Annotated in this window: 14 protein-coding genes, 1 tRNA gene and 1 pseudogene; 3 read left to right on the forward strand and 13 right to left on the reverse strand. The window is 72.4% G+C overall.

Translation table 11 applies throughout. The features are described from left to right. Positions 1 to 112 precede the first annotated feature (112 nt). Positions 113 to 2,082: pseudogene (locus Sfulv_RS09710) on the reverse strand (GTPase). Then, positions 2,079 to 3,722 carry a dynamin family protein gene (locus Sfulv_RS09715; RefSeq protein ID WP_173313314.1) on the reverse strand — a complete coding sequence of 548 codons (1,644 nt, stop codon included), beginning with the start codon at positions 3,720 to 3,722 and terminating at the stop codon, positions 2,079 to 2,081. The pseudogene Sfulv_RS09710 and the gene Sfulv_RS09715 overlap by 4 nt, the downstream one beginning before the upstream one ends. Before the next feature lie 317 nt (positions 3,723 to 4,039). Here Sfulv_RS09715 and Sfulv_RS09720 point away from each other — a divergent pair. Next, positions 4,040 to 4,115, forward strand: a tRNA-Arg gene (locus Sfulv_RS09720). A 118-nt stretch (positions 4,116 to 4,233) separates the two neighbouring features. Here Sfulv_RS09720 and Sfulv_RS30230 read toward each other — a convergent pair. The 3 genes from Sfulv_RS30230 to Sfulv_RS09735 form a co-directional block, all read right to left on the reverse strand. Continuing rightward, a complete protein-coding gene (locus tag Sfulv_RS30230) occupies positions 4,234 to 4,449 on the reverse strand; it encodes a hypothetical protein (RefSeq protein WP_256668854.1) in 216 nt (71 codons plus the stop codon). A 102-nt stretch (positions 4,450 to 4,551) separates the two neighbouring features. After that, entirely contained in the window at positions 4,552 to 5,538 is a 987-nt protein-coding gene (gene arsB / locus Sfulv_RS09730) for an ACR3 family arsenite efflux transporter (RefSeq protein ID WP_173313315.1), read from the reverse strand. Positions 5,539 to 5,632: 94 nt separating this feature from the next. Next, complete coding sequence (locus Sfulv_RS09735; protein WP_173313316.1) at positions 5,633 to 5,941, reverse strand: ArsR/SmtB family transcription factor; 309 nt, start codon at positions 5,939 to 5,941, stop codon at positions 5,633 to 5,635. A gap of 113 nt (positions 5,942 to 6,054) precedes the next feature. Between Sfulv_RS09735 and Sfulv_RS09740 the strand changes: the two genes are divergently transcribed. Then, positions 6,055 to 6,468: an arsenate reductase ArsC gene (locus Sfulv_RS09740; RefSeq protein ID WP_173313317.1), complete on the forward strand. Its 414-nt coding sequence runs from the start codon at positions 6,055 to 6,057 to the stop codon at positions 6,466 to 6,468. 152 nt (positions 6,469 to 6,620) lie between these two features. Here the strand turns inward: Sfulv_RS09740 and Sfulv_RS09745 are convergent, their stop codons facing one another. The 6 genes from Sfulv_RS09745 to Sfulv_RS09765 all read right to left on the reverse strand — a co-directional run bounded on the left by Sfulv_RS09745 (position 6,621) and on the right by Sfulv_RS09765 (position 14,203). Continuing rightward, a complete protein-coding gene (locus Sfulv_RS09745) occupies positions 6,621 to 8,108 on the reverse strand; it encodes an FG-GAP repeat protein (RefSeq protein ID WP_173313318.1) in 1,488 nt (495 codons plus the stop codon). A gap of 284 nt (positions 8,109 to 8,392) precedes the next feature. Continuing rightward, on the reverse strand, positions 8,393 to 8,575 hold the full coding sequence (locus Sfulv_RS31145; protein WP_305961364.1) for an anthrone oxygenase family protein: 183 nt from the start codon (positions 8,573 to 8,575) through the stop codon (positions 8,393 to 8,395). Then, complete coding sequence (locus Sfulv_RS09750; protein WP_305961365.1) at positions 8,533 to 8,850, reverse strand: anthrone oxygenase family protein; 318 nt, start codon at positions 8,848 to 8,850, stop codon at positions 8,533 to 8,535. Before Sfulv_RS09750 ends, Sfulv_RS31145 begins: the two co-directional genes overlap by 43 nt. A gap of 74 nt (positions 8,851 to 8,924) precedes the next feature. Continuing rightward, entirely contained in the window at positions 8,925 to 10,499 is a 1,575-nt protein-coding gene (locus tag Sfulv_RS09755; protein ID WP_173313319.1) for a vWA domain-containing protein, read from the reverse strand. Between the two features lie 165 nt (positions 10,500 to 10,664). After that, the gene (locus tag Sfulv_RS09760) at positions 10,665 to 11,543 is read right to left on the reverse strand and encodes an ABC transporter permease (RefSeq protein WP_173313320.1); all 879 of its coding nucleotides are present in this window, start codon (positions 11,541 to 11,543) and stop codon (positions 10,665 to 10,667) included. Next, positions 11,540 to 14,203, reverse strand: a complete 2,664-nt coding sequence (locus Sfulv_RS09765; protein WP_173313321.1) for an alpha/beta fold hydrolase — start codon at positions 14,201 to 14,203, stop codon at positions 11,540 to 11,542. The genes Sfulv_RS09760 and Sfulv_RS09765 overlap by 4 nt, the downstream gene beginning before the upstream one ends. Positions 14,204 to 14,559: 356 nt before the next feature. Between Sfulv_RS09765 and hemC the strand changes: the two genes are divergently transcribed. After that, positions 14,560 to 15,492 carry a hydroxymethylbilane synthase gene (gene hemC / locus Sfulv_RS09770; protein WP_173313322.1) on the forward strand — a complete coding sequence of 311 codons (933 nt, stop codon included), beginning with the start codon at positions 14,560 to 14,562 and terminating at the stop codon, positions 15,490 to 15,492. Between the two features lie 103 nt (positions 15,493 to 15,595). Here the strand turns inward: hemC and Sfulv_RS09775 are convergent, their stop codons facing one another. Both Sfulv_RS09775 and mmsA read right to left on the reverse strand, forming a co-directional pair. Further along, positions 15,596 to 16,630, reverse strand: a complete 1,035-nt coding sequence (locus tag Sfulv_RS09775; RefSeq protein WP_173313323.1) for a protein kinase family protein — start codon at positions 16,628 to 16,630, stop codon at positions 15,596 to 15,598. Between the two features lie 98 nt (positions 16,631 to 16,728). Continuing rightward, on the reverse strand, positions 16,729 to 18,231 hold the full coding sequence (gene mmsA, locus Sfulv_RS09780) for a CoA-acylating methylmalonate-semialdehyde dehydrogenase (protein ID WP_173313324.1): 1,503 nt from the start codon (positions 18,229 to 18,231) through the stop codon (positions 16,729 to 16,731). Between the last annotated feature and the right edge of the window lie 12 nt (positions 18,232 to 18,243).

An 18,243-nucleotide genomic window follows, 5' to 3' on the forward strand; every position in this document is an offset into this window, starting at 1 on the left:
CCCCGTCTCCCGTCCGGATTCCGCGTACCGGAGCGGCGCGCACTCCGCGCGCCGCTTCCCGCACCGGGTTCCATGCTGGACGGGGAAAGGAGATCCCGCTGACGCCTGTGGACTACGGGCCGGTTGTGGAGAACTCCGTCACCGCCACGTACCTCTCCCGTACCTCCCGGTAGCGCGCCAGTTCCGCCGAGACCGGGTCCAGGACCCTGGCACGCCCGCACCCGGCCGCGGCGTCGCGCAGCCGCCGCTCCGCCTCCTGCCCGTACCGCCGCGCCGGACCGCGCGCGGCCGCCGCGCAGGACCACTCCACGAGCGGCCCGCCGACGACTCCGGCGAGCATCACCAGGGCCGGGGTGACCAGGCCCGGTTCGAGCACGCCGACGATCTGGCCGAGCAGCCAGAGCCCGCCGAAGATCTGCAGCAGAGTCATCGTCGCCTGCACCAGTACCGCCGCCGGCCACCAGGCCGGACGCGGCGGCGTGGCGGCCCGGCCGCCCGGCGCCGTACCCCTGCCCGTACCTCTGCCCGTGTCCGTGTCCCCGCCCCTGCCGCCCGCCTGGCGGCCCCGGCCCCGGCCCCGGCACTCGCGTTCCTGGCCAGCTCGTCCAGGGCCTCGGGCAGCCCCCGCGCCCCGTTGACCGCCGCTTCCCTGACGGCCTGCGCCCAGGGGCCCGGCAGCCCGGCGGAGGCCGCGTCCGCCACGGCCCGTACCGCCTGCTCGACCCGCTGGCGGGCGGTGATCTCCTCCTCCGGCGGGGCGGGGGCTGGTGCGAGGGCCAGGGCCATGCGGTCCAGGCCGCCGAGCTGCCGGGTGGACTCGTACCAGCGCCAGAGGCGCAGCCAGGGCGTCCCGCAGGCCCGTCCGGCGTTCCTGCGCCATTCGCGCTCGGCCGCTTGTCCGGAGGCCGCCGCCCCGACCGCCTCAGCGAGCCGGTCGGTGAAATCCTCCCGGGCCCGCTCGCCGAGACCGGGCCGGCCATCGGCGACGTACACCGGCCGGAGCCGGGCGGCCGCCGCGTCCACATCGGCCGAGAGCCGGCGCGCGGCGGCCGTGCGCTCCTGCACGAAGCGGCCGAGCACCTCGCGCAGTTCGGGCATGCCCTCGCCGGTGAGGGCGGACAGCGACATGACGGTCGCGCCCGGCTCGCCGTGTTCCCCGAGCGCCATGCCGTCCTCGTCGAGAAGCCGGCGCAGATCGTCCAGGACCAGCTCGGCGGCTTCCCCGGGCAGCCGGTCGATCTGGTTGAGGACGACGAAGGTGACCTCGGCGTGTCCGGCCAGCGGCCGCAGATAGCGTTCGTGGAGCGCCGCGTCGGCGTACTTCTCCGGGTCGACGACCCAGATCACCGCGTCGACGAGGGCCAGCACCCGGTCCACCTGCTCCCGGTGCCCCGGCGCCGCCGAGTCGTGGTCGGGCAGGTCGATGAGGACGAGCCCCTGGAGTGCCGCATCGGCTTCGGAGCCGCCCTGCTGGGGCCTGCGCCGCAGCCGTCCCGGGATCGCGAGCCGGTCCAGGAGCCCCGCGGCCCCGTCGGTCCAGCTGCAGGCGATCGGTGAGGCGGTCGTCGGCCGGCGCAGCCCGGTGTCGGAGATCTGGGCGCCCGCCAGGGAGTTGAAGAGCGTGGACTTCCCGCTGCCGGTCGCCCCGGCGATGGCCACGACGGTGTGCCGCGAGGAGAGCCGCTGCCTGGCCGCCGCCTCGTCGAGCACGCGGCCCGCCTCCGCGAGGGTCTCCCGGTCCAGTCTGGCCCGTGACAGGCCGAGGAGTTCGCGCAGCGAGTCGAGGCGCGGGGTGAGCGGCCCGCCGGACCGTTCGTACGCCTCGACCTCGGTAGCGATGTCGCCGTCAGGGCCGTCAGGCCCGTCCCCCGCGTCGCCGGGGTCCTCGGCATCCGCCGCCTCGTCGGGCTCCTCGGAGGCGGTGGCGGCGCGGCGGGCGATCAGTCCGTCGTCCCAGCGCCCGTCCCGGCCCGCGCCCTTCGCCGGAGCCTGCGGCTCCGTCCCGGCCCGCTCGACGCCCTGCCCGCCCCCGGGCCCGTGTGCCGGGTCGCGGTCCTGGTCCTGGTCGGTGACGGCGGTCATGGCTTCACCCTCTCCTTCTGCAGTACGGACAGCGCGGCGATCAGCTCGGCCTGTGGTTCCGGGGCCACGTCCAGGGCGTCGAGCGGGGCGAGCCGCCGGTCCCGCTCGCCGTGCATGACCTGGTCGAGACAGGCGGTGAGCAGCGCCCCTCCCTTGTCACGCAGCCGCAGGGCGCCCTGGACGCCGATGCGCTCCGCGAGCTGCTCCCCCGCCGTGCGGGTGCGGCGCCCGCCGAGCAGGGCGGCGGCCAGCAGGGCGGCGACGGTCTCGGCGTCCGGGGCGGCGTTCTTCTCCAGGAGCCGCACCTCCTCGTCCGCCAGCTCTTCGAGTACCCGCCGCCAGCGTCGTACGGCCACGGCGATACGGCCCTCGATGTCCTCGGCCGGACCCCATCCGCCCGCTTCCCGGCCTGCGTCCTCGAAGCGGAACGCCCCGGAGGCCGGTTCCCCGCGCCACGTCGTGCGGATCTCGTCGTCGGCGGCGGCCACCGCGCACTGGAGCAGCGCGACCAGGCTCTCCACCAGTGCGTCGAGCAGTTCGCCGGTGGAACTGTCCAGCGGGTAGCCGCGCCACCGGGTCCGCGCGTCCCCGGCGAGCACGGCGCCGCTCTGGAGCCTGCGGCGGACCCGGGCCGCCTCCTTGCGGTACGCCTCCTCGACGACGCCGCTCAGCCGCACCGCCGCCGCGTACTGCGCGGCGACGGCTCCGGCCAGCTCGGGCAGGCGCACGTTCAGCGACCGCAGGACCCCGGACGCCGTGCGCCCCACGGACTGCTGACGGGCCGCCGGGTCCTGGGCGCGGTGGGTGAGCCAGGCCCGCAGCGGGGCCACGGCTGTGGTGGGCAGCAGTCCGCTGCCGCCGCCCGCGGACTCGGGCAGCTCGGGGATGGTGAAGCGGGGGACGTCGCCGAGTCCGGCCCTGGTGAGCAGCGCCGCGTACTGCCGGGAGACCTCGGCGATCACCTGGTGCGGCACCCGGTCGAGGACGGTGACCAGGGAGGCGTCGTACTCCTTGGCCGTGCGCAGCAGGTACCAGGGGACGGCGTCGGCGTAGCGGGAGGCGGTGGTCACCATCACCCAGATGTCCGCGGCGCAGATGAGTTCCGCGGCGAGCACCCGGTTGTGTACGACGAGGGAGTCGATGTCGGGGGCGTCGAGCAGGGCCAGACCGCGCGGCAGGCTGACGGCGGTCTCCACCCGCAGGGCGCTCTCTTCGTCCCCGCCGGCGGCACCGAGGTCGTCGAGCCCGTCCGGGTCCCTGGCCTGGCCCGGCGGCAGCCAGATCCTGGTCAGCTGGGGCAGCACCCGTACCCCGGCGAACCAGTGGTGGTCGTCCGGGTGGCAGACCAGTACCGGCGTGCGCGTCGTCGGGCGCAGCACACCGGCCTGGCTGACCCGGCAGCCGACGAGCGAGTTGACCAGAGTGGACTTGCCGGCTCCGGTGGACCCGCCGACCACCGCGAGCAGCGGGGCCTCGGGGTCCTTGAGCCGTGGCAGCAGGTAGTCGTCGAGCTGGTCGAGCAGTTCGACTCTGGTCTGCCAGGCCCGTTCGGCCCCCGGGAGGGGCAGTGGAAGACGCACGGCGGCGACACGGTCGCGCAGGGCGGAAAGTGCGTCGATGAGCTGAGGCCGTACGTCCATGGTTACCACATGTGAAGAATGCCCAATTTTGGCGCCTTTTTGAAGCGTATAGGCACCTCTGCGCGGCGGTTCTCTCCCGGGGACAGAGGGGACGAGTGGGACGCAGGCATAACGAGTGCACAACACCCGGGGCGCGAGACGTCAAAATCGGTGCAGGAATCGCACCTACCTGCGATTATCGGTTCGCTTCACTGAACCTACACATCGTGTCACGCAGGTGAAGCAGCCGGGTCGGGGTGGTCGGAGCCCTATCCTTGTCCCGGCAAGGCCAGGACCGGCCGGGACGGACCCGACCACAGGGCCCCAGGCCACTACCGGCCCCCGTAGCTCAGTGGATAGAGCAGGCGCCTTCTAAGCGCTTGGCCGCAGGTTCGAGTCCTGCCGGGGGCACCACGTTTTCGCAGGCCGGAGGGTGCCCGGTCCGGCGCCCACCGCCGGAACGGTCACCTCGTCGGACGATGTGAAGCGGCCCGCACCTCGGCGTGCCGGCATGACCCACCCGTCCTGACGACTACTCACCGCCAGGCACGGACAAGGTCCTCCGCCTCCAGGCGGCGGCCAGCGGCAGCCCGTCCGAAAATCCGCTGCGGGACACGGCTACCACCAACGGTGGCAGGGGGTTCGCCACGGCCACGCGCAGGAAGTCCACTCGTCCCACCCCCACCCGCCAGGACTGGACGATCTCCGGAAAGCCCCTGGTGATCAGCAGGGCGTCGACCGCTTCCACCGCTCTCCCTGAAGAAAAAAGCAGATCGCCCCTTACGTAAGGGAATCTTACTTAGATCCCATTTCGCACCCCCCGAATCCGCCGGTCAACCCGGTGGGGTACTCAGAGGGCCGGCGTCGTGAACTTCTTGCGCCAGGCAAGGGACACGTAGACGAGTGCGATCAGCACCGGGACCTCGATCAGCGGGCCCACGACGCCGGAGAGCGCCTGGCCCGACGTCACGCCGAAGGTGGCGATGGCCACCGCGATGGCCAGCTCGAAGTTGTTCCCCGCCGCCGTGAAGGCGAGGGTCGCCGTGCGGTCGTAGTTCAGGCCGATGGCCTTGCCCAGCAGGAAGGTGCCGAACCACATCACGGCGAAGTAGACGAGCAGCGGGAGCGCGATCCGTACGACGTCCATCGGCTGGGACGTGATGGTCTTCCCCTGGAGGGCGAAGAGGATGACGATCGTGAAGAGCAGACCGTAGAGCGCCCAGGGGCCGATCTTCGGGAGGAAGGCCGACTCGTAGGACTCGCGGCCCATCTTCCTCTCGCCGACGCGGCGGGTGAGGAAGCCGGCCACCAGCGGGACTCCGAGGAAGATGACGACGTTGAGGGCGATCTTCCACATGGAGATGTCGAGCGTCTCGCCGTCGCCGAGACCCAGCCAGCCGGGCAGCAGGTCGAGGTAGAACCAGCCGAGGACGCCGAACGCGACGACCTGGAAGACGGAGTTGAGCGCCACGAGCACGGCGGCCGCCTCGCGGTCGCCGCACGCGAGGTCGTTCCAGATGATGACCATGGCGATGCAGCGGGCCAGGCCGACGATGATCAGGCCGGTGCGGTACTCGGGGAGGTCCGGCAGGAAGATCCACGCGAGTGCGAACATCAGCGCAGGGCCGAGGAGCCAGTTGACGGCCAGCGAGGAGACCATCAGCTTGCGGTCGCCCGTGACGGCGTCGAGCTTGTCGTACCGGACCTTCGCGAGGACCGGGTACATCATGATCAGCAGACCGGCCGCGATGGGCAGGGAGATCCCGCCGATCTCGACCTTCGCGAGGGCGTCGTCCAGCCCGGGGACCAGCCTGCCGAGCCCCAGGCCGAGGCCCATGGCGAGCAGAATCCATACGGCGAGGAAGCGGTCGAGCGTCGAAAGCTTCGCGACGACCGAAGTGTCCTCGGGGGCGCGGTCGCTCGGGTGGGGGTCACGGACAGGCCCTCTTGTTCTCGGCGGCGTTACGAGCGGATTCGGCCAGCTCGGCGAAGTGGCCGGCGAGCTGGGCGATGACGTCGGGGCGGAGCCGGTAGTAGGTGAAGCGTCCGCACGGCTCGGTCTCCACCACGCCCGCCTCGCGCAGCACCCTCAGATGGTTGGAGAGGTTGGTCTGCCTGGCACCGGTCTCCTCGACCAGGTGCGTGGTGCAGAGCGTTTCGCGGGCCAGCAGGGTCACGATCCTGAGCCTGAGCGGATCGGCGAGCACCCGGATCAGTTCGGTGTCGACTGACGTCATCATGGGCTGATACTGTCACATCAGTGAAGACTGACGCCACTCGGCGCTGATGTCACCCGGGCCTGATCCCCTCACGGGACACGCCTGATCCCACCGTGAGACGAAAGAGCCCCCTGATGCCCGAGAAGCCCTCCGTGCTGTTCGTCTGTGTCCACAACGCCGGCCGTTCGCAGATGGCCGCCGCCTGGCTGACGCACCTGGCCGGGGACCGCGTCGAGGTCCGCTCCGCCGGTTCCGCACCAGCCGCACAGGTCAACCCCGCCGCGGTCGAGGCCATGCGCGAGGTCGGCATCGACATCGCGGCCCGGACACCCAAGATCCTCGACATCGAGGCGGTCAGGGCATCGGACGTCTGCGTCAGCATGGGCTGCGGCGACACGTGTCCTGTCTTCCCGGGCAAGAGGTACCTGGACTGGGCGCTGGAGGACCCGGCGGGCCAGGGCGTCGAGGCCGTCCGGCCGATCCGGGACGAGATCAGGAAGCTCGTCGAGGGCCTGATCGAGGAGATCGCCCCGGGCCCGTCCGCCTGAGCGGACGATCGCGACCCTGGGACACACGTTTCGCGAAGGACACGGATCGCGACGGACACGGACCGCGGAGGGTACGCCCGGCCGGGGAGCGCACACCGCACTGCGGGGAGCGACCGCCCGGCCGCCCCCCGCAGTGCCTCGCCCCGTGACCGTCAGCGGCCGAAGGACGCGCCCAGTGCGGCATTCACGGCGACCGTGCCGAGCGTCGCGTTGTTGACGGCCGACGAACCGGTGACCGTGATGCCGGTCGTGGTGGCCGGGAAGGACCAGAAGGCGCCCGCGCCCGTGTCCTCGCCGGGAGCGCACACCGCGAGCTCCTTGCGGCCGTCGTTGTTCCCGTCGACGAAGGCGGCGGCCGAGCCGAACCTGTCGTTCAGCTCGGCGACTCCGGTGACACCCGGCGTGTCCTGGTTGAACCCCTTGGTCCCGGTGCCCGTGGGACCCGCGGAGGTACCCGGCATGACGAGAACCGCACCCGCACGCTGGACGGTGCCGAGTGCCTCGCGGGAGACGCCCACCGCGATGTCGCCGAAGCCGTCGCCGTCCGTGTCACCGATCGCGACGGACGAACCGAATCCGTCGGCAGCCTCGGCCGTACCGGGGACGCCCGCCGAGTCCTGGTTGAACACCTTCGCCTTGGTGCCCTGCGCGCCGCCGGCGCCACCCGGCACGTACGTGACCATGCCGCCCCTGGCCAGCGGCAGACCGAGGTCGCTGTCATAGCCGTCGATGGCCCGGCCCACGACGAGGTCGGCGTACCCGTCACCGTTCACCCGGCCGACCGCGAGGTGTTCGCCGCCCTCGATCGCGTACCCGTGGGGGCCGCCCGTGACCGGGGTGAGAGCGCCCAGGCCGGCGGCGCCACCGGCGGCGACGAGGATCGTACGGCTGTCGAACTCGTCACCTGCGTGCGTGAGCGCGGCGATGTCGTCGCGGCCGTCGCCGTTGACGTCACCCGAGGCGAGGCCCAGGTAGCGCACGTCCTCCACGTCGGGGTACACGGCCGTGCCCGCCGCGGCGCCCGCACGGGTGAAGGGGCCCGCCAGGGTCTGGAGACTCGTCGCCCTGACGGTGGCCAGGTCCGCGAAGCCGTCCCCGTCGAAGTCGCCGGCGGTCAGACGGCCGCCGACCTGGTGGTACTGCTCACCCGCCAGGAGCGTGGCGCCGCCGGACAGGCCGGTCGCCCCGCCCCAGACGACGGTGAGGAGACCGGTGCGGTCGACGGTGCCGTCCTTCTCCGACGCGGCGCCGGCCACCAGGTCGCTGTAGCCGTCCCGGTCGAGATCGGCGGAGACCAGGGCGCCGCCGAAGGCGTCCCCGGCCTCGGCGGTGTCGGGGACACCCGCGGAGTCCTGGGTGACGATCTGCCTCGTGGCGGTCGCGGAACCCTTCGCGGAGCCGTACACGACAGCGACGTAGCCCGCCCCCGCCTGGCCGTTGACGGTGGCACCCGGCGCGGCGACCGCCAGGTCGGCGAAGCCGTCGCCGTTGTAGTCGACGCGGCCCTCGACCGGGGTGACCGGTGCGGCGGCGGTCGCCGTCGCACGCGTGGGAACGGTTGCCTGGGCGGCGGGTGCGACGGCGGCGGCTGCCACCATGATGGCGAGTGCCGCGGTCGTTCCGAATGCTCGGGATGCCACACGGACTCCTTGTCGGAAGTTCAGGGAATGTTCGTGGTGTCGTACCGGGGAGTACGTGGGGGTGTGGACCGCACACGCTGAGACACCCGGACCCGGACAGGGGTTGTACGCCCGCCTGTCCGTGATCGCGCGCGCCGGGGGCAGGGTGACCGGTTCCGCCACCGTCTGGGCCACGCGCCCGAGCCCTTCCCACCGGACCGGGCTACGCAGCCGTGGCCGCCGCGCCGGGTCCGGGCACCCGGGCCGTCCCGTAGCCGCGCCCACGTTCCCCCGGCCGCCCGGGACTACAGCACGACGGCGGCCAGCAGCACGAAGGAGGCCGTGGAGAGAACCGTGCGGACCCGGTGCAGCGTGTTCCAGCGCGGCTCGAACGCGGCGCGGGCCGCGGCGTCGTCCCCACCCTCGGCGCCGGCCAGCGCGTTGTTCAGCGGAACGTTCCCGATGACCGTGATGAGGTGGCTGACCACCGCACAGACCAGGGCCGCCAGGACGAGCATCCACTCCCGCTCGCCGGGCCCCCGAGGTCCGATACGAGTGCGGCGGCCGGCAGGGCGACCACGCCGAGGAAGACGAGCAGGAAGCCCGGCCCGGGCACCTTCTCGTTGAAGCGGCGCATCGCGGCCACGAACCGTTCGTCGGGCAGCAGCGCCAGACCGGGCATGACCACGGCCAGGAAGGTCAGCAGGAAACCGGCGTAGAGACCGGCGGTGATCACGGCGAGCATGAGCAGCAGGGAGGACATGGTGCACATCATGGCCGGAAGGCGCCGCCCGCACAGCCCCAATTCCCCTGGTCCGTACGGGCGGTCGCACCTGGTCAGCCGATCTCGCCCTCGTCCCCGCCGTCGCCGCCCGGCTCGCCGCCGCCCCTGAGCCGGTCCGCCGCCTCGACCGCGGTGGCCAGTTCGCGTACCGAACCGTCTTCCGTCCGGTCCGCCAACGTGTCGGCGCGCGAGGCCAGTTCGCCGAGGCCCGGTGCTCCCGGCAGGTCGCCGCCGCGCAGTGCGTCGGCGAAGTAGGCGGCCACGGCCGTCACCTGGAGCCGGTTGTTTCCGCCGCCCCACAGCGCCCCGTCGATCTCCCCGGTCTCCACCGACCCGGTCTCCTCGTGCGCCCTGCGGGTCTTCGGGTCCTGCCAGCGCACGGTCGCGGTCGCCACGTGTCCTGACGCGCCGTCCCGCAGGCGTACGGCATAGAGCGCCGTCACCGTGTGGCCGGGGCCGACCTCGCCGCCGTCCACGCTGTCGTCGCGGAAGTCCTCGTCCGCGACCTCGCGGTTCTCGTAGCCGATGAGCCTGAACTGCCGGACGGTCCCGCGGTCGAAGGCCACCTGCGCCTTGGCGTCGCGGGCCCGCAGCTCGACATGGGCGGGGAGCTGGTCGACGAAGACCTCGCGGGCCTGCGTCTCGTCGGAGATGTACGTGGTGTGGCCGTCGCCCTTGTTGGTGAGGCGTTCCATCAGCTCGTCCCCGTAGTCGCTGCCGACGCCCACGCCGAAGAGGGTGATGCCGTACTCCCGGCGGGAGGAGTCGATGCGTCCGAGGATCGCGTCGGCCTCCGTCTCCCCGGTGTTGGCGAGCGCGTCGGACAGCAGCACCACCCGGTTGGTGGCCCCCTCCCGGTGCCCCTTCACGGCCTCGTCGTAACCGCGCCTGATGCCGGCGTCCACGTTGGTGGAGTCCTGCGGCTCCATGTCCTCGACGATGTCCCTGATCCTGGTCCTGTTGCCCTGGAGCCGGGTCATCGCAAGGCGGGTCTCGGCCCGGTCGCTGAAGGTGACCAGGGAGACGGAGTCGTCGTCGCGCAGTTCGCCGGTGAGCACGCCCAGGGACTTCTTGGCCAGGTCCAGGCGGCCTGGTTCGGCCATCGACCCGGAGATGTCGACGACGAAGGTGAGCGCGGCGGGCGGGCGTCCGCTCACGCCGGCGGCGGCCTTGGTGGCCAGCCCGATCCGTACGAGCGACCAGTCGCCCGCGCCCGACCCGGCGCGGGCGCCGTCGACGCTCACCGAGAAGCCGTCACCCTTCGGCCGCTGGTAGCCCTGGCGGAAACTGTTGACGAACTCCTCGGGCCGCACGGTCCCCGGTTCGGGCAGCCGCCCGCCGCCCAGGGTACGGCGCGCGTATCCGTAACTGGCCGTGTCCACGTCCAGGGCGAAGGTCGACAGGTAGTCCGGCGGCGCCGCCTCGCGGCCCGCCTCCGCCCGCTTTCCGGGACGGACCTCGTCCGCCGGCCCGTCCGGGGCGGGCGCCCCGCCGTACGAACCCCGTGCGCCCGTCTTGCGGTCCGCCGAGGCCGTCCCGTCCGCCCCCGTGCCGCAGCCGGTGAGCAGCACTCCGCCCGCCAGCAGCAGGGCGAGCGTCCCCCCGCACTTCGCTGTCCGGTACCTCATCGGTCCCCCCACATCGTCGGCGTCTGTGCATGGGACGTAACGGGGGGCGCGAAGGACCAGACGAAAGAGTTGCGGATGGATCTCGATGCGGCAACGGCGGGCGGAGTGGGCGCGGTCATCAGCGGAACGTCGAATCGGGTGACGCCGAATCGCGGGAGGCCGGGTTCAGGACACGATGTCCTTGCGGCTGAAGCCGCGGAACGCGAAGGCGAACAGGATCAGGGCGTAGGTGACGGACACCGCGGCGCCCTTGACCATGCCGCCCCACTCCAGATCCGGCTGAAGGGCGTCCGCCCAGGCGAACTGCCAGTGCGCGGGGAGGAACTCGCGCCAGGAGCCGAGCGCCGTGACCGCGTCCAGGACGTTGCCGACGATGGTGAGGCCGACGGCTCCGCCGACCGCTCCCAGAGGCGCGTCGGTCTTCGTCGAAAGCCAGAACGCCAGCGCGGCGGTGACCAGTTGGGAGACGAAGATGAACGCCACCACGAGCGCGAGGCGCGGCACCGTGTCGCCGGTGGCGAGTGCGCCCCCGGTGGGGAGCTCCAGGGGCCCCCAGCCGTACGCCGCGGCCCCCGCCGCGAGCGCGACCACCGGCAGCAGCGTCATCGCGGCCAGGCTGAAGCCGAGCGCGACGACGAGCTTGCTCCACAGCAGCCGGTTCCGGGGCACGGGCGCCGCGAGCAGGTAGCGCAGGGAGGACCAGCTGGCCTCGGAGGCGACGGTGTCCCCGCAGAACAGGGCCACCGGCACCACCAGCAGGAAGCCGGCCGAGACGAACAGGCAGGTCGCGGCGAAGTTCGCGGCGGAGGCCGTCGCGGTGTCCATCAGGGTGAGCCGTTCGCCGCCGCCGGGCCCGCCGTCCGGGGTGCCGCCGATCGCGAAGGCGATGATCAGGACGAACGGCAGGGCGGCCAGCACCCCGCCCATCAGCAGGGTGCGGCGCCTGCGCAGCTGGCGCATCGCCTCGACCCGCAGCGGCAGCGTGCGCCCGGCCCGGTAGCCGGGCGCCTCGGGGGCCTGGGTCACATCGACTGCGGCACTCATGCGGAGCCTCCGGAGATCAGGGTGAGGAACGCGTCCTCCAGGCGCCGGTGCGGGCCGACGCCCGTCAACGGCAGGTCGAGGCGGACCAGTTCGGGGATCAGCTCGGAGGAGGTGGCCCCGTCGAGCCGTACGAGCAGCCCGAGGCCGTCGCCCGTGCGCACCGCCGAGCCGACCCCCGGGAGTGCGGCGACCTTCTCGACGAGCGGTTGTGGGACCTCCCGCGCGGTGGTGACGAGCAGCATGTCACCGGAGCCGGTGATCTCGGCGACGGGTCCCGCCTGCACGAGCCGGCCCCGGTCCATCACCACCAGGTGCGTGCAGGACTGCTCCACCTCGGAGAGGAGGTGGCTGGAGACGATGACGGTCCGGCCCCCGGCCGCGTACCGGATCATCACGTCACGCATCTCGCGGATCTGGGGCGGGTCGAGCCCGTTGGTCGGCTCGTCGAGGATCAGGAGGTCCGGCATCCCGAGCATGGCCTGGGCGATGGCGAGCCGCTGCCGCATGCCCTGCGAGTACGTCCGCACGGCGCGGGCGAGAGCGTCACCGAGCCCGGCGATCTCCAGGGCCTCCTCGATGCGGGAGTCCTGGGCGGGCCGTCCGGTGGCCTGCCAGTACAGCTCCAGGTTGGCGCGTCCCGACAGGTGCGGCAGGAAGCCCGCCCCTTCCACGAACGAACCGACCCGCGACAGGACCGGGGCGCCCGGCCGGATGGCGTGACCGAAGACGCGGATATCGCCCTCGTCGGGGGTGATGAGCCCCATCAGCATGCGCAGGCTGGTGGTCTTCCCGGCACCGTTGGGCCCGAGGAGTCCCAGCACCTGCCCCTTCTCCACCCGGAAGGACAGCTCCCGCACCGCGTACCGGTCGGCGGACTTGGCGTACTTCTTGGAGAGACCGGTGATCTGGAGCGGTACGCCGGCGAGCGCCGGGTCGGGCGCGGGGGTGGCGGTACGGCGGCGGGCGGAGAGCAGGAGCGCCGCGGCGATCACGGCGGCGGCGGCCGGGAGCCCCCAGGTCCACCAGGGCAGGGCGGTCGACGCGGTCGTGACCAGGGGTGCGGTGGGCAGGGACAGCGGGCCTTCGAGGGACGCGGTGTACGTGGCGGGCTCGGCCGGGGAGGCGTAGCCGAGGTCGGTGGCGGACAGGACGAGGCGCAGCCGGTGCCCGGAGTCGAGCTCGTGGTCGACGGCCGGGAGGGTCAGCTCGATGGGCCTGCCCTGCTGGGCGGGGGTGATCCGGTGGGCGGTGACAAGCTGGGAGGGCAGCACCTGCTGCTTCCCGTCAGGCGACACGTCGTACACCTTCCCGAACAGCACGGCGTCGCCGCTGCCTTCTCCACCGTCAGCGGTGACGTTCACCCGGACGGTGGGTGTCCCGGTGACGCGTACGGAATCGGCGAGCGGACCGGAGTCGAACCGCGCGTACTGCCCGGGGAAGTCGAGCGAGAGCCCGACGCCGAAGGAGGACAGCTGCGAGAGCCCGCCGCCGATGCCCGGGACGGCGGAGATCGCGGGCGGGGCGGCCCCGGCGGGGTTGCGGAAGGTCTGTTCGCCCCCGCGGAGTACGACCTTCTCTCCCGCACCCTTCAGCCCCGGATAGCGGGCGCTGCTCGCGCCCCGCTGCTGGGCGGCCCCGTCGGTGGAGTCGATGCCTCCGGTACGGGTGATACGGAAGGCGGGCCCTGCGTCGGCCCCCTTCTCCTCCTTGAGATAGCGGTCGAACCACGCTCCGACGCGCCCCTCGACCCGGTCGCCCTCCCTGTTCCCGCCGTCGTGCCCACCGGCGATCCAGTCGACGGCGACGGGCGCGCCGTTGCCGCTGATGGCCTTCGCCATGGCGTCGGCGTGGTCGAGCGGGAAGAGGGAGTCGGACTGGCCCTGAACGATCAGCGCGGGCACGTCGATGCGGTCGGCCACGGCTACCGGGGAGCGCTCGGTCAGCAGCGCACGTGCGGCGGCGTCCGGTTTCCCGCTGACGGCGACCCGCTCGTACATCTCGCAGAGCCGCTTCTCGAACTTCTGGCAGCCACCGCCGGTGGTGACGAAGATCCCGGCCCAGAGCTTCTTGAACACCCCGTCGGGGAAGAGCGCGTCGGCCAGGTTCCAGTAGGCGATCACCGGCGCGACGGCGTCGACACGCTTGTCCTGCCCGGCGGCCAGCAGCGAGACGGCGCCCCCGTAGGAGGCCCCGGTGAGTCCCACGCGGGGATCGCCCTCGCCGTCGAGCTGCACCTCCGGCCGGCCGGCCAGCCAGTCGATGAGGCCGGAGACGTCCTTGACCTCGCGATCGGGCGCGTTGAGCGAGATCTCCCCGCCCGACTTCCCGAACCCGCGCGCCGACCAGGTCAGCACGGCGTACCCGTCCGCGGCCAGCTTCCGGGCCTGGTCCCGCACCTCGGCCTTGCTGCCGCCGAAGCCGTGCCCGATGAGCACGGCGGGCCGCCGCTCGGAGCCCCCGGCCGTGAAGTACGACGTGTCGATCGGCACCCCGTCCATCCGCAGCGTCCGGTCCTCGCGCCGCACCGTGGGACCGCTGTCGTCGGCGACCGCGGTCCACGTGCCGCCACCCGCGAGCACGACGAGCGCGGCGAGGCCGGCGACCCATCGGCCGCGCTTGTGTGGCAGCCGGGGCCGCCACCGGGAAGTTGGGGAGTCCATACTCCGACCCTAAGCGGACGCCGAAGCTCCCCGGAAAGTCGGCGGGGGGAGGTACCCGGCCTCCTTGAGAGGTACGGGGTGTCTCCCTCGTACTCCTTTCGCGGTACACCGCGAGAGGGCCCGCACCTCAGGGACCGTCCCGCGTTCACCCTCGACGTACGCGACCGGTGGCACCCGGCGGCCTCCACATCGTCGACGATCTCCTGCCGCAACCCAGGTGGCCCCCCGACCACCGGCCCCGCGTCGACGCGTTCCTCGAACAATTGCCTGATCAAAGCAACTTGCTTGGAACCGCCGCGACATGGGCATCAGGACTGGTCATCGGATCGCGTATCTGACGGTCTATCGTGGGCGCCATGGCCGCTGATCTCATTCGCATCGTGTCCCGCGACTCGCCCATGGCGCTCGCCCAGGTGGAGCGCGTCCGCGCCGAACTGGCCGCGCTCCACCCCGACACCCGCACCGAGGTCGTCGCTGTGAAGACGACCGGTGACAAGTGGATGGGCGACCTGGCCCTGGTCGAGGGCAAGGGCGCGTTCACCAAAGAGGTCGACCAGGCGCTGCTCGCCGGGGACGCGGACCTAGCGGTGCACTGCGTGAAGGACGTCCCCGCTGACCGGCCCCTGCCGGCCGGCACGACCTTCGCCGCCTTCCTCGAACGCGACGACATTCGCGACGCTCTCATCCACCCGGACGGCCTGCACCTCGACCAGCTCCCGTCCGGGACCCGGATCGGCACCTCCTCCGTACGGCGCATCGCCCAGCTCGCCGCCTCGCACCCGCACCTGGAATGCGTACCGATGCGCGGCAACGCCAATCGCCGCCTGGAAAAGCTCGCCGCCGGTGAGGCCGACGCGCTCCTGTTGGCCGTCTCCGGCCTTGAGCGCATCGGCCGCACCGATGTGATCACCGAGATCCTGTCGCCCGAGGTCATGTGCCCGCCGATCGGAGCCGGGGTCCTGGCCCTTCAGTGCCGCGAGGACGACACCGAGCTCATCGACCTCGTGAGCGCGCTCGGCGACCCCGACACGCACCGCGAGACGACGGCCGAGCGCATGTTCCTCCACGTCCTGCAAGGGCACTGCAACTCGCCCATCGCCGGGTACGCCCAGACTGAGGGAAACGGTGAACTCTCGCTACGAGCGAAGGTGTTCACCCCCGACGGGAAGACGGTCCTGAACGCCCACGAGTGGGCCGGCCGCCTCGACCCCGCCACCCTCGGCACCTCTGTCGCCGTCGCCCTGCTACGCCAGGGCGCGCGAGAACTGATCGACGGCATCGCGCACTGACGGAGTCCCGACGTGGCGTGTCTCGCGGGACGGCCGGGTCGCAAGCTGTGCGCTCATGGAGTACAGCCTGCGGAGAAGGACCGGAGCTTGCGCACCGGCATCTCTAGGGGCGCTTCGAGGGCACGGGCTTCAGTCCCGGCCAGCGTGTCAGCATGCGGTGGCGCAGGTCCGTGGCGAGGGTGCTCAGAGCGTGGAGCTCCGGGTGGGCGGCTGTCAGGTCGGCCACCACGCGCAGGCGGTGGACGAGGCGGCCACGGGCCGTCGTGGTGCCCCACTTCCAGTCCTGGTCCGGGATGCGGGCCAGGTGGCCGGTGGTGCCGCGGTGGGCCCGCTGGACCAGGGCGTCACCGAGGATGAGCCAGCCCGCGCACGCGTCGGTGAGGCCGGTGTCGTCGAGGTCGCCGCCGGTCGCGGTGCGCCAAGCCGTGCGGTAGGCGGTGGTGGCCCGGTCCAGCAGGGGTCCGGCCGCGGTGGTGACGCACCAGCAGGTCGGGAAGCCGATGCGCAGGTAGGCGAGTTCGGTCAGACCGTTGCCCAGCGCCGCCTGTTCGAAGTCGATGAACCTGACGCCGTCGGTGGTGTGCAGATCGTTCCCGGGGCACGGGTCCCCGTGGAGCAGGGCGTTCACCGGGGCGTGGGCGAGCCTGTGGACCAGGGCGTCCAGCTCGTCCCTCACGCCCGGTGGCGCCGGGGCCCCGAGCGTCTCGGCCAGGGCGAGGAAGGAGGTGACGTCGGCCTCCGTGGGGCCCTGGCGGCGGGGAAGGGACCCGGTGTCGCCGGACTCCGCGGTGGCGTGCAGCCTGGCCAGGGCCGCCGCGTAGTCGACGATCCAGTCGGCGGCCGGCCGGCGGGCCGCCACGTGTTCCAGGACGAGGACCCGTTCCCCGGGGTCGGTTCCCAGCAGCGCGGGCACCACGGGGCTCGCGGCGCGGGCGGCGATCCTCAGGGCGGCGACCTCGCGCCCGTACCGTTCCTCCGCGCCGGGCCCTTCGACGAGCTGTTTCAGCACCGCTGTCCGCCCGTCCAGCCCGATGCGCCAGACCCGCGAACGCGGGCTGCTCTCCAGGCCGCGTGGGCGCCTGGGGGCTCCGAGCTGGGCCCGCAGCACTTCCCCGAACGGCAGTTGGGAACCCCTCATGAGGCCACCTTGTCATCCTGGACCGCCCCGGACCACGGAACCCCCACCCGCGGGGTGCGGGCGAGGGCTCGGGGCGTACGGATGTGTGGATGTACGGGTCAGTGGTTGCGGGGGAAGCCCAGGTCCACGCCGGAAGGGGCGTCTGCCGGGTCGGGCCAGCGGGTCGTGACGACCTTGCCGCGGGTGTAGAAGTGCACGCCGTCGTTGCCGTAGACATGGTGGTCGCCGAAGAGCGAGTCCTTCCAGCCACCGAAGGAGTGGTAGCCGACCGGCACCGGGATCGGCACGTTGACGCCGACCATGCCGCACTCGATCTCCAGCTGGAAGCGCCGGGCGGCGCCGCCGTCGCGGGTGAAGATCGCGGTGCCGTTGCCGAACGGCGAGGCGTTCATGAGGGCGACACCCTCGTCGTAGGTGTCGACGCGCAGCACACACAGGACCGGGCCGAAGATCTCGTCCCTGTAGGCGTCGGAGTCCGTCGAGACGTTGTCGAGGAGGGACAGGCCGATCCAGTGGCCGTCCTCGAAGCCCTCCACGGTGTGGCCGGTGCCGTCGAGGACGACGTCGGCGCCCTGGGCTGCCGCGCCCGTGACGTAGGAGGCGACCTTGTCGCGGTGGGCGGCGGTGATCAGGGGGCCCATCTCGGACGCGGGGTCGTTGCCGGGGCCGATCCTGATCTTCTCGGCCCGCTCCTTGATCTTCGCGACGAGCTCGTCCGCGACGGAGCCGACGGCGACGACGGCGGAGATCGCCATGCAGCGCTCGCCCGCCGAGCCGTACGCCGCCGAGACCGCCGCGTCGGCCGCCGCGTCCAGGTCGGCGTCGGGCAGGACCAGCATGTGGTTCTTGGCGCCGCCGAGTGCCTGCACGCGCTTGCCGTTGGCCGAGGCCGTGGCGTGGATGTACCGGGCGATCGGGGTGGAGCCGACGAAGGAGACCGCGGCGACGTCCGGGTGGTTCAGCAGGCCGTCGACGGCAGCCTTGTCACCGTGCAGGACGTTGAGGACGCCGTCCGGCAGACCGGCCTCGGCGGCCAGCTCGGCGAGCAGGTTGGCGGCCGACGGGTCCTTCTCGCTGGGCTTCAGGATGAAGGTGTTGCCGCACGCGATGGCGAGCGGGAACATCCACATCGGCACCATGGCCGGGAAGTTGAACGGCGTGATACCGGCGACGACACCGATCGGCTGGCGGATCGAGGAGACGTCGACCCGGCTGGAGACCTCGGTGGACAGCTCGCCCTTGAGCTGGGTGGTGATGCCGCAGGCCAGCTCCACGATCTCCAGACCGCGGGCGACCTCACCGAGCGCGTCCGAGTGCACCTTGCCGTGTTCGGCGGTGATCAGCGCGGCGATGTCGTCGCGGTGGGCGTCGAGCAGGGCCCGGTAGCGGAAGAGGACCGCGGTGCGCGCCGAGAGGGAGGACGTGCCCCACGTCCGGTACGCGGCCTTCGCCGCGGCGACCGCGGCGTCCACCTCGTCGAGCGAGGCGAGCGCGACCTCGGTGGTGACTGCGCCGGTGGCGGGGTCGGTCACCGGACCGTACGTGCCCGACGTGCCCTCGACGCTCTTGCCGCCGATCCAGTGGTTGACGGTCTTCGTCATGACTGCGTGCTC

The organism is Streptomyces fulvorobeus (assembly GCF_013167895.1).
Lineage (GTDB): Bacteria > Actinomycetota > Actinomycetes > Streptomycetales > Streptomycetaceae > Streptomyces > Streptomyces fulvorobeus.

Bases quoted from the DNA above. Each gene is read 5' to 3' on its own strand.
- Sfulv_RS09715 (WP_173313314.1), bottom strand. From the start codon at position 3,722: ATGGACGTACGGCCTCAGCTCATCGACGCACTTTCCGCCCTGCGCGAC.
- arsB (WP_173313315.1), bottom strand. From the start codon at position 5,538: ATGGGCCTCGGCCTGGGGCTCGGCAGGCTGGTCCCCGGGCTGGACGAC.
- Sfulv_RS09735 (WP_173313316.1), bottom strand. From the start codon at position 5,941: ATGATGACGTCAGTCGACACCGAACTGATCCGGGTGCTCGCCGATCCG.
- Sfulv_RS09740 (WP_173313317.1), top strand. From the start codon at position 6,055: ATGCCCGAGAAGCCCTCCGTGCTGTTCGTCTGTGTCCACAACGCCGGC.
- Sfulv_RS09750 (WP_305961365.1), bottom strand. From the start codon at position 8,850: ATGTCCTCCCTGCTGCTCATGCTCGCCGTGATCACCGCCGGTCTCTAC.
- Sfulv_RS09755 (WP_173313319.1), bottom strand. From the start codon at position 10,499: ATGAGGTACCGGACAGCGAAGTGCGGGGGGACGCTCGCCCTGCTGCTG.
- Sfulv_RS09760 (WP_173313320.1), bottom strand. From the start codon at position 11,543: ATGAGTGCCGCAGTCGATGTGACCCAGGCCCCCGAGGCGCCCGGCTAC.
- Sfulv_RS09765 (WP_173313321.1), bottom strand. From the start codon at position 14,203: ATGGACTCCCCAACTTCCCGGTGGCGGCCCCGGCTGCCACACAAGCGC.
- hemC (WP_173313322.1), top strand. From the start codon at position 14,560: ATGGCCGCTGATCTCATTCGCATCGTGTCCCGCGACTCGCCCATGGCG.
- Sfulv_RS09775 (WP_173313323.1), bottom strand. From the start codon at position 16,630: ATGAGGGGTTCCCAACTGCCGTTCGGGGAAGTGCTGCGGGCCCAGCTC.
- mmsA (WP_173313324.1), bottom strand. From the start codon at position 18,231: ATGACGAAGACCGTCAACCACTGGATCGGCGGCAAGAGCGTCGAGGGC.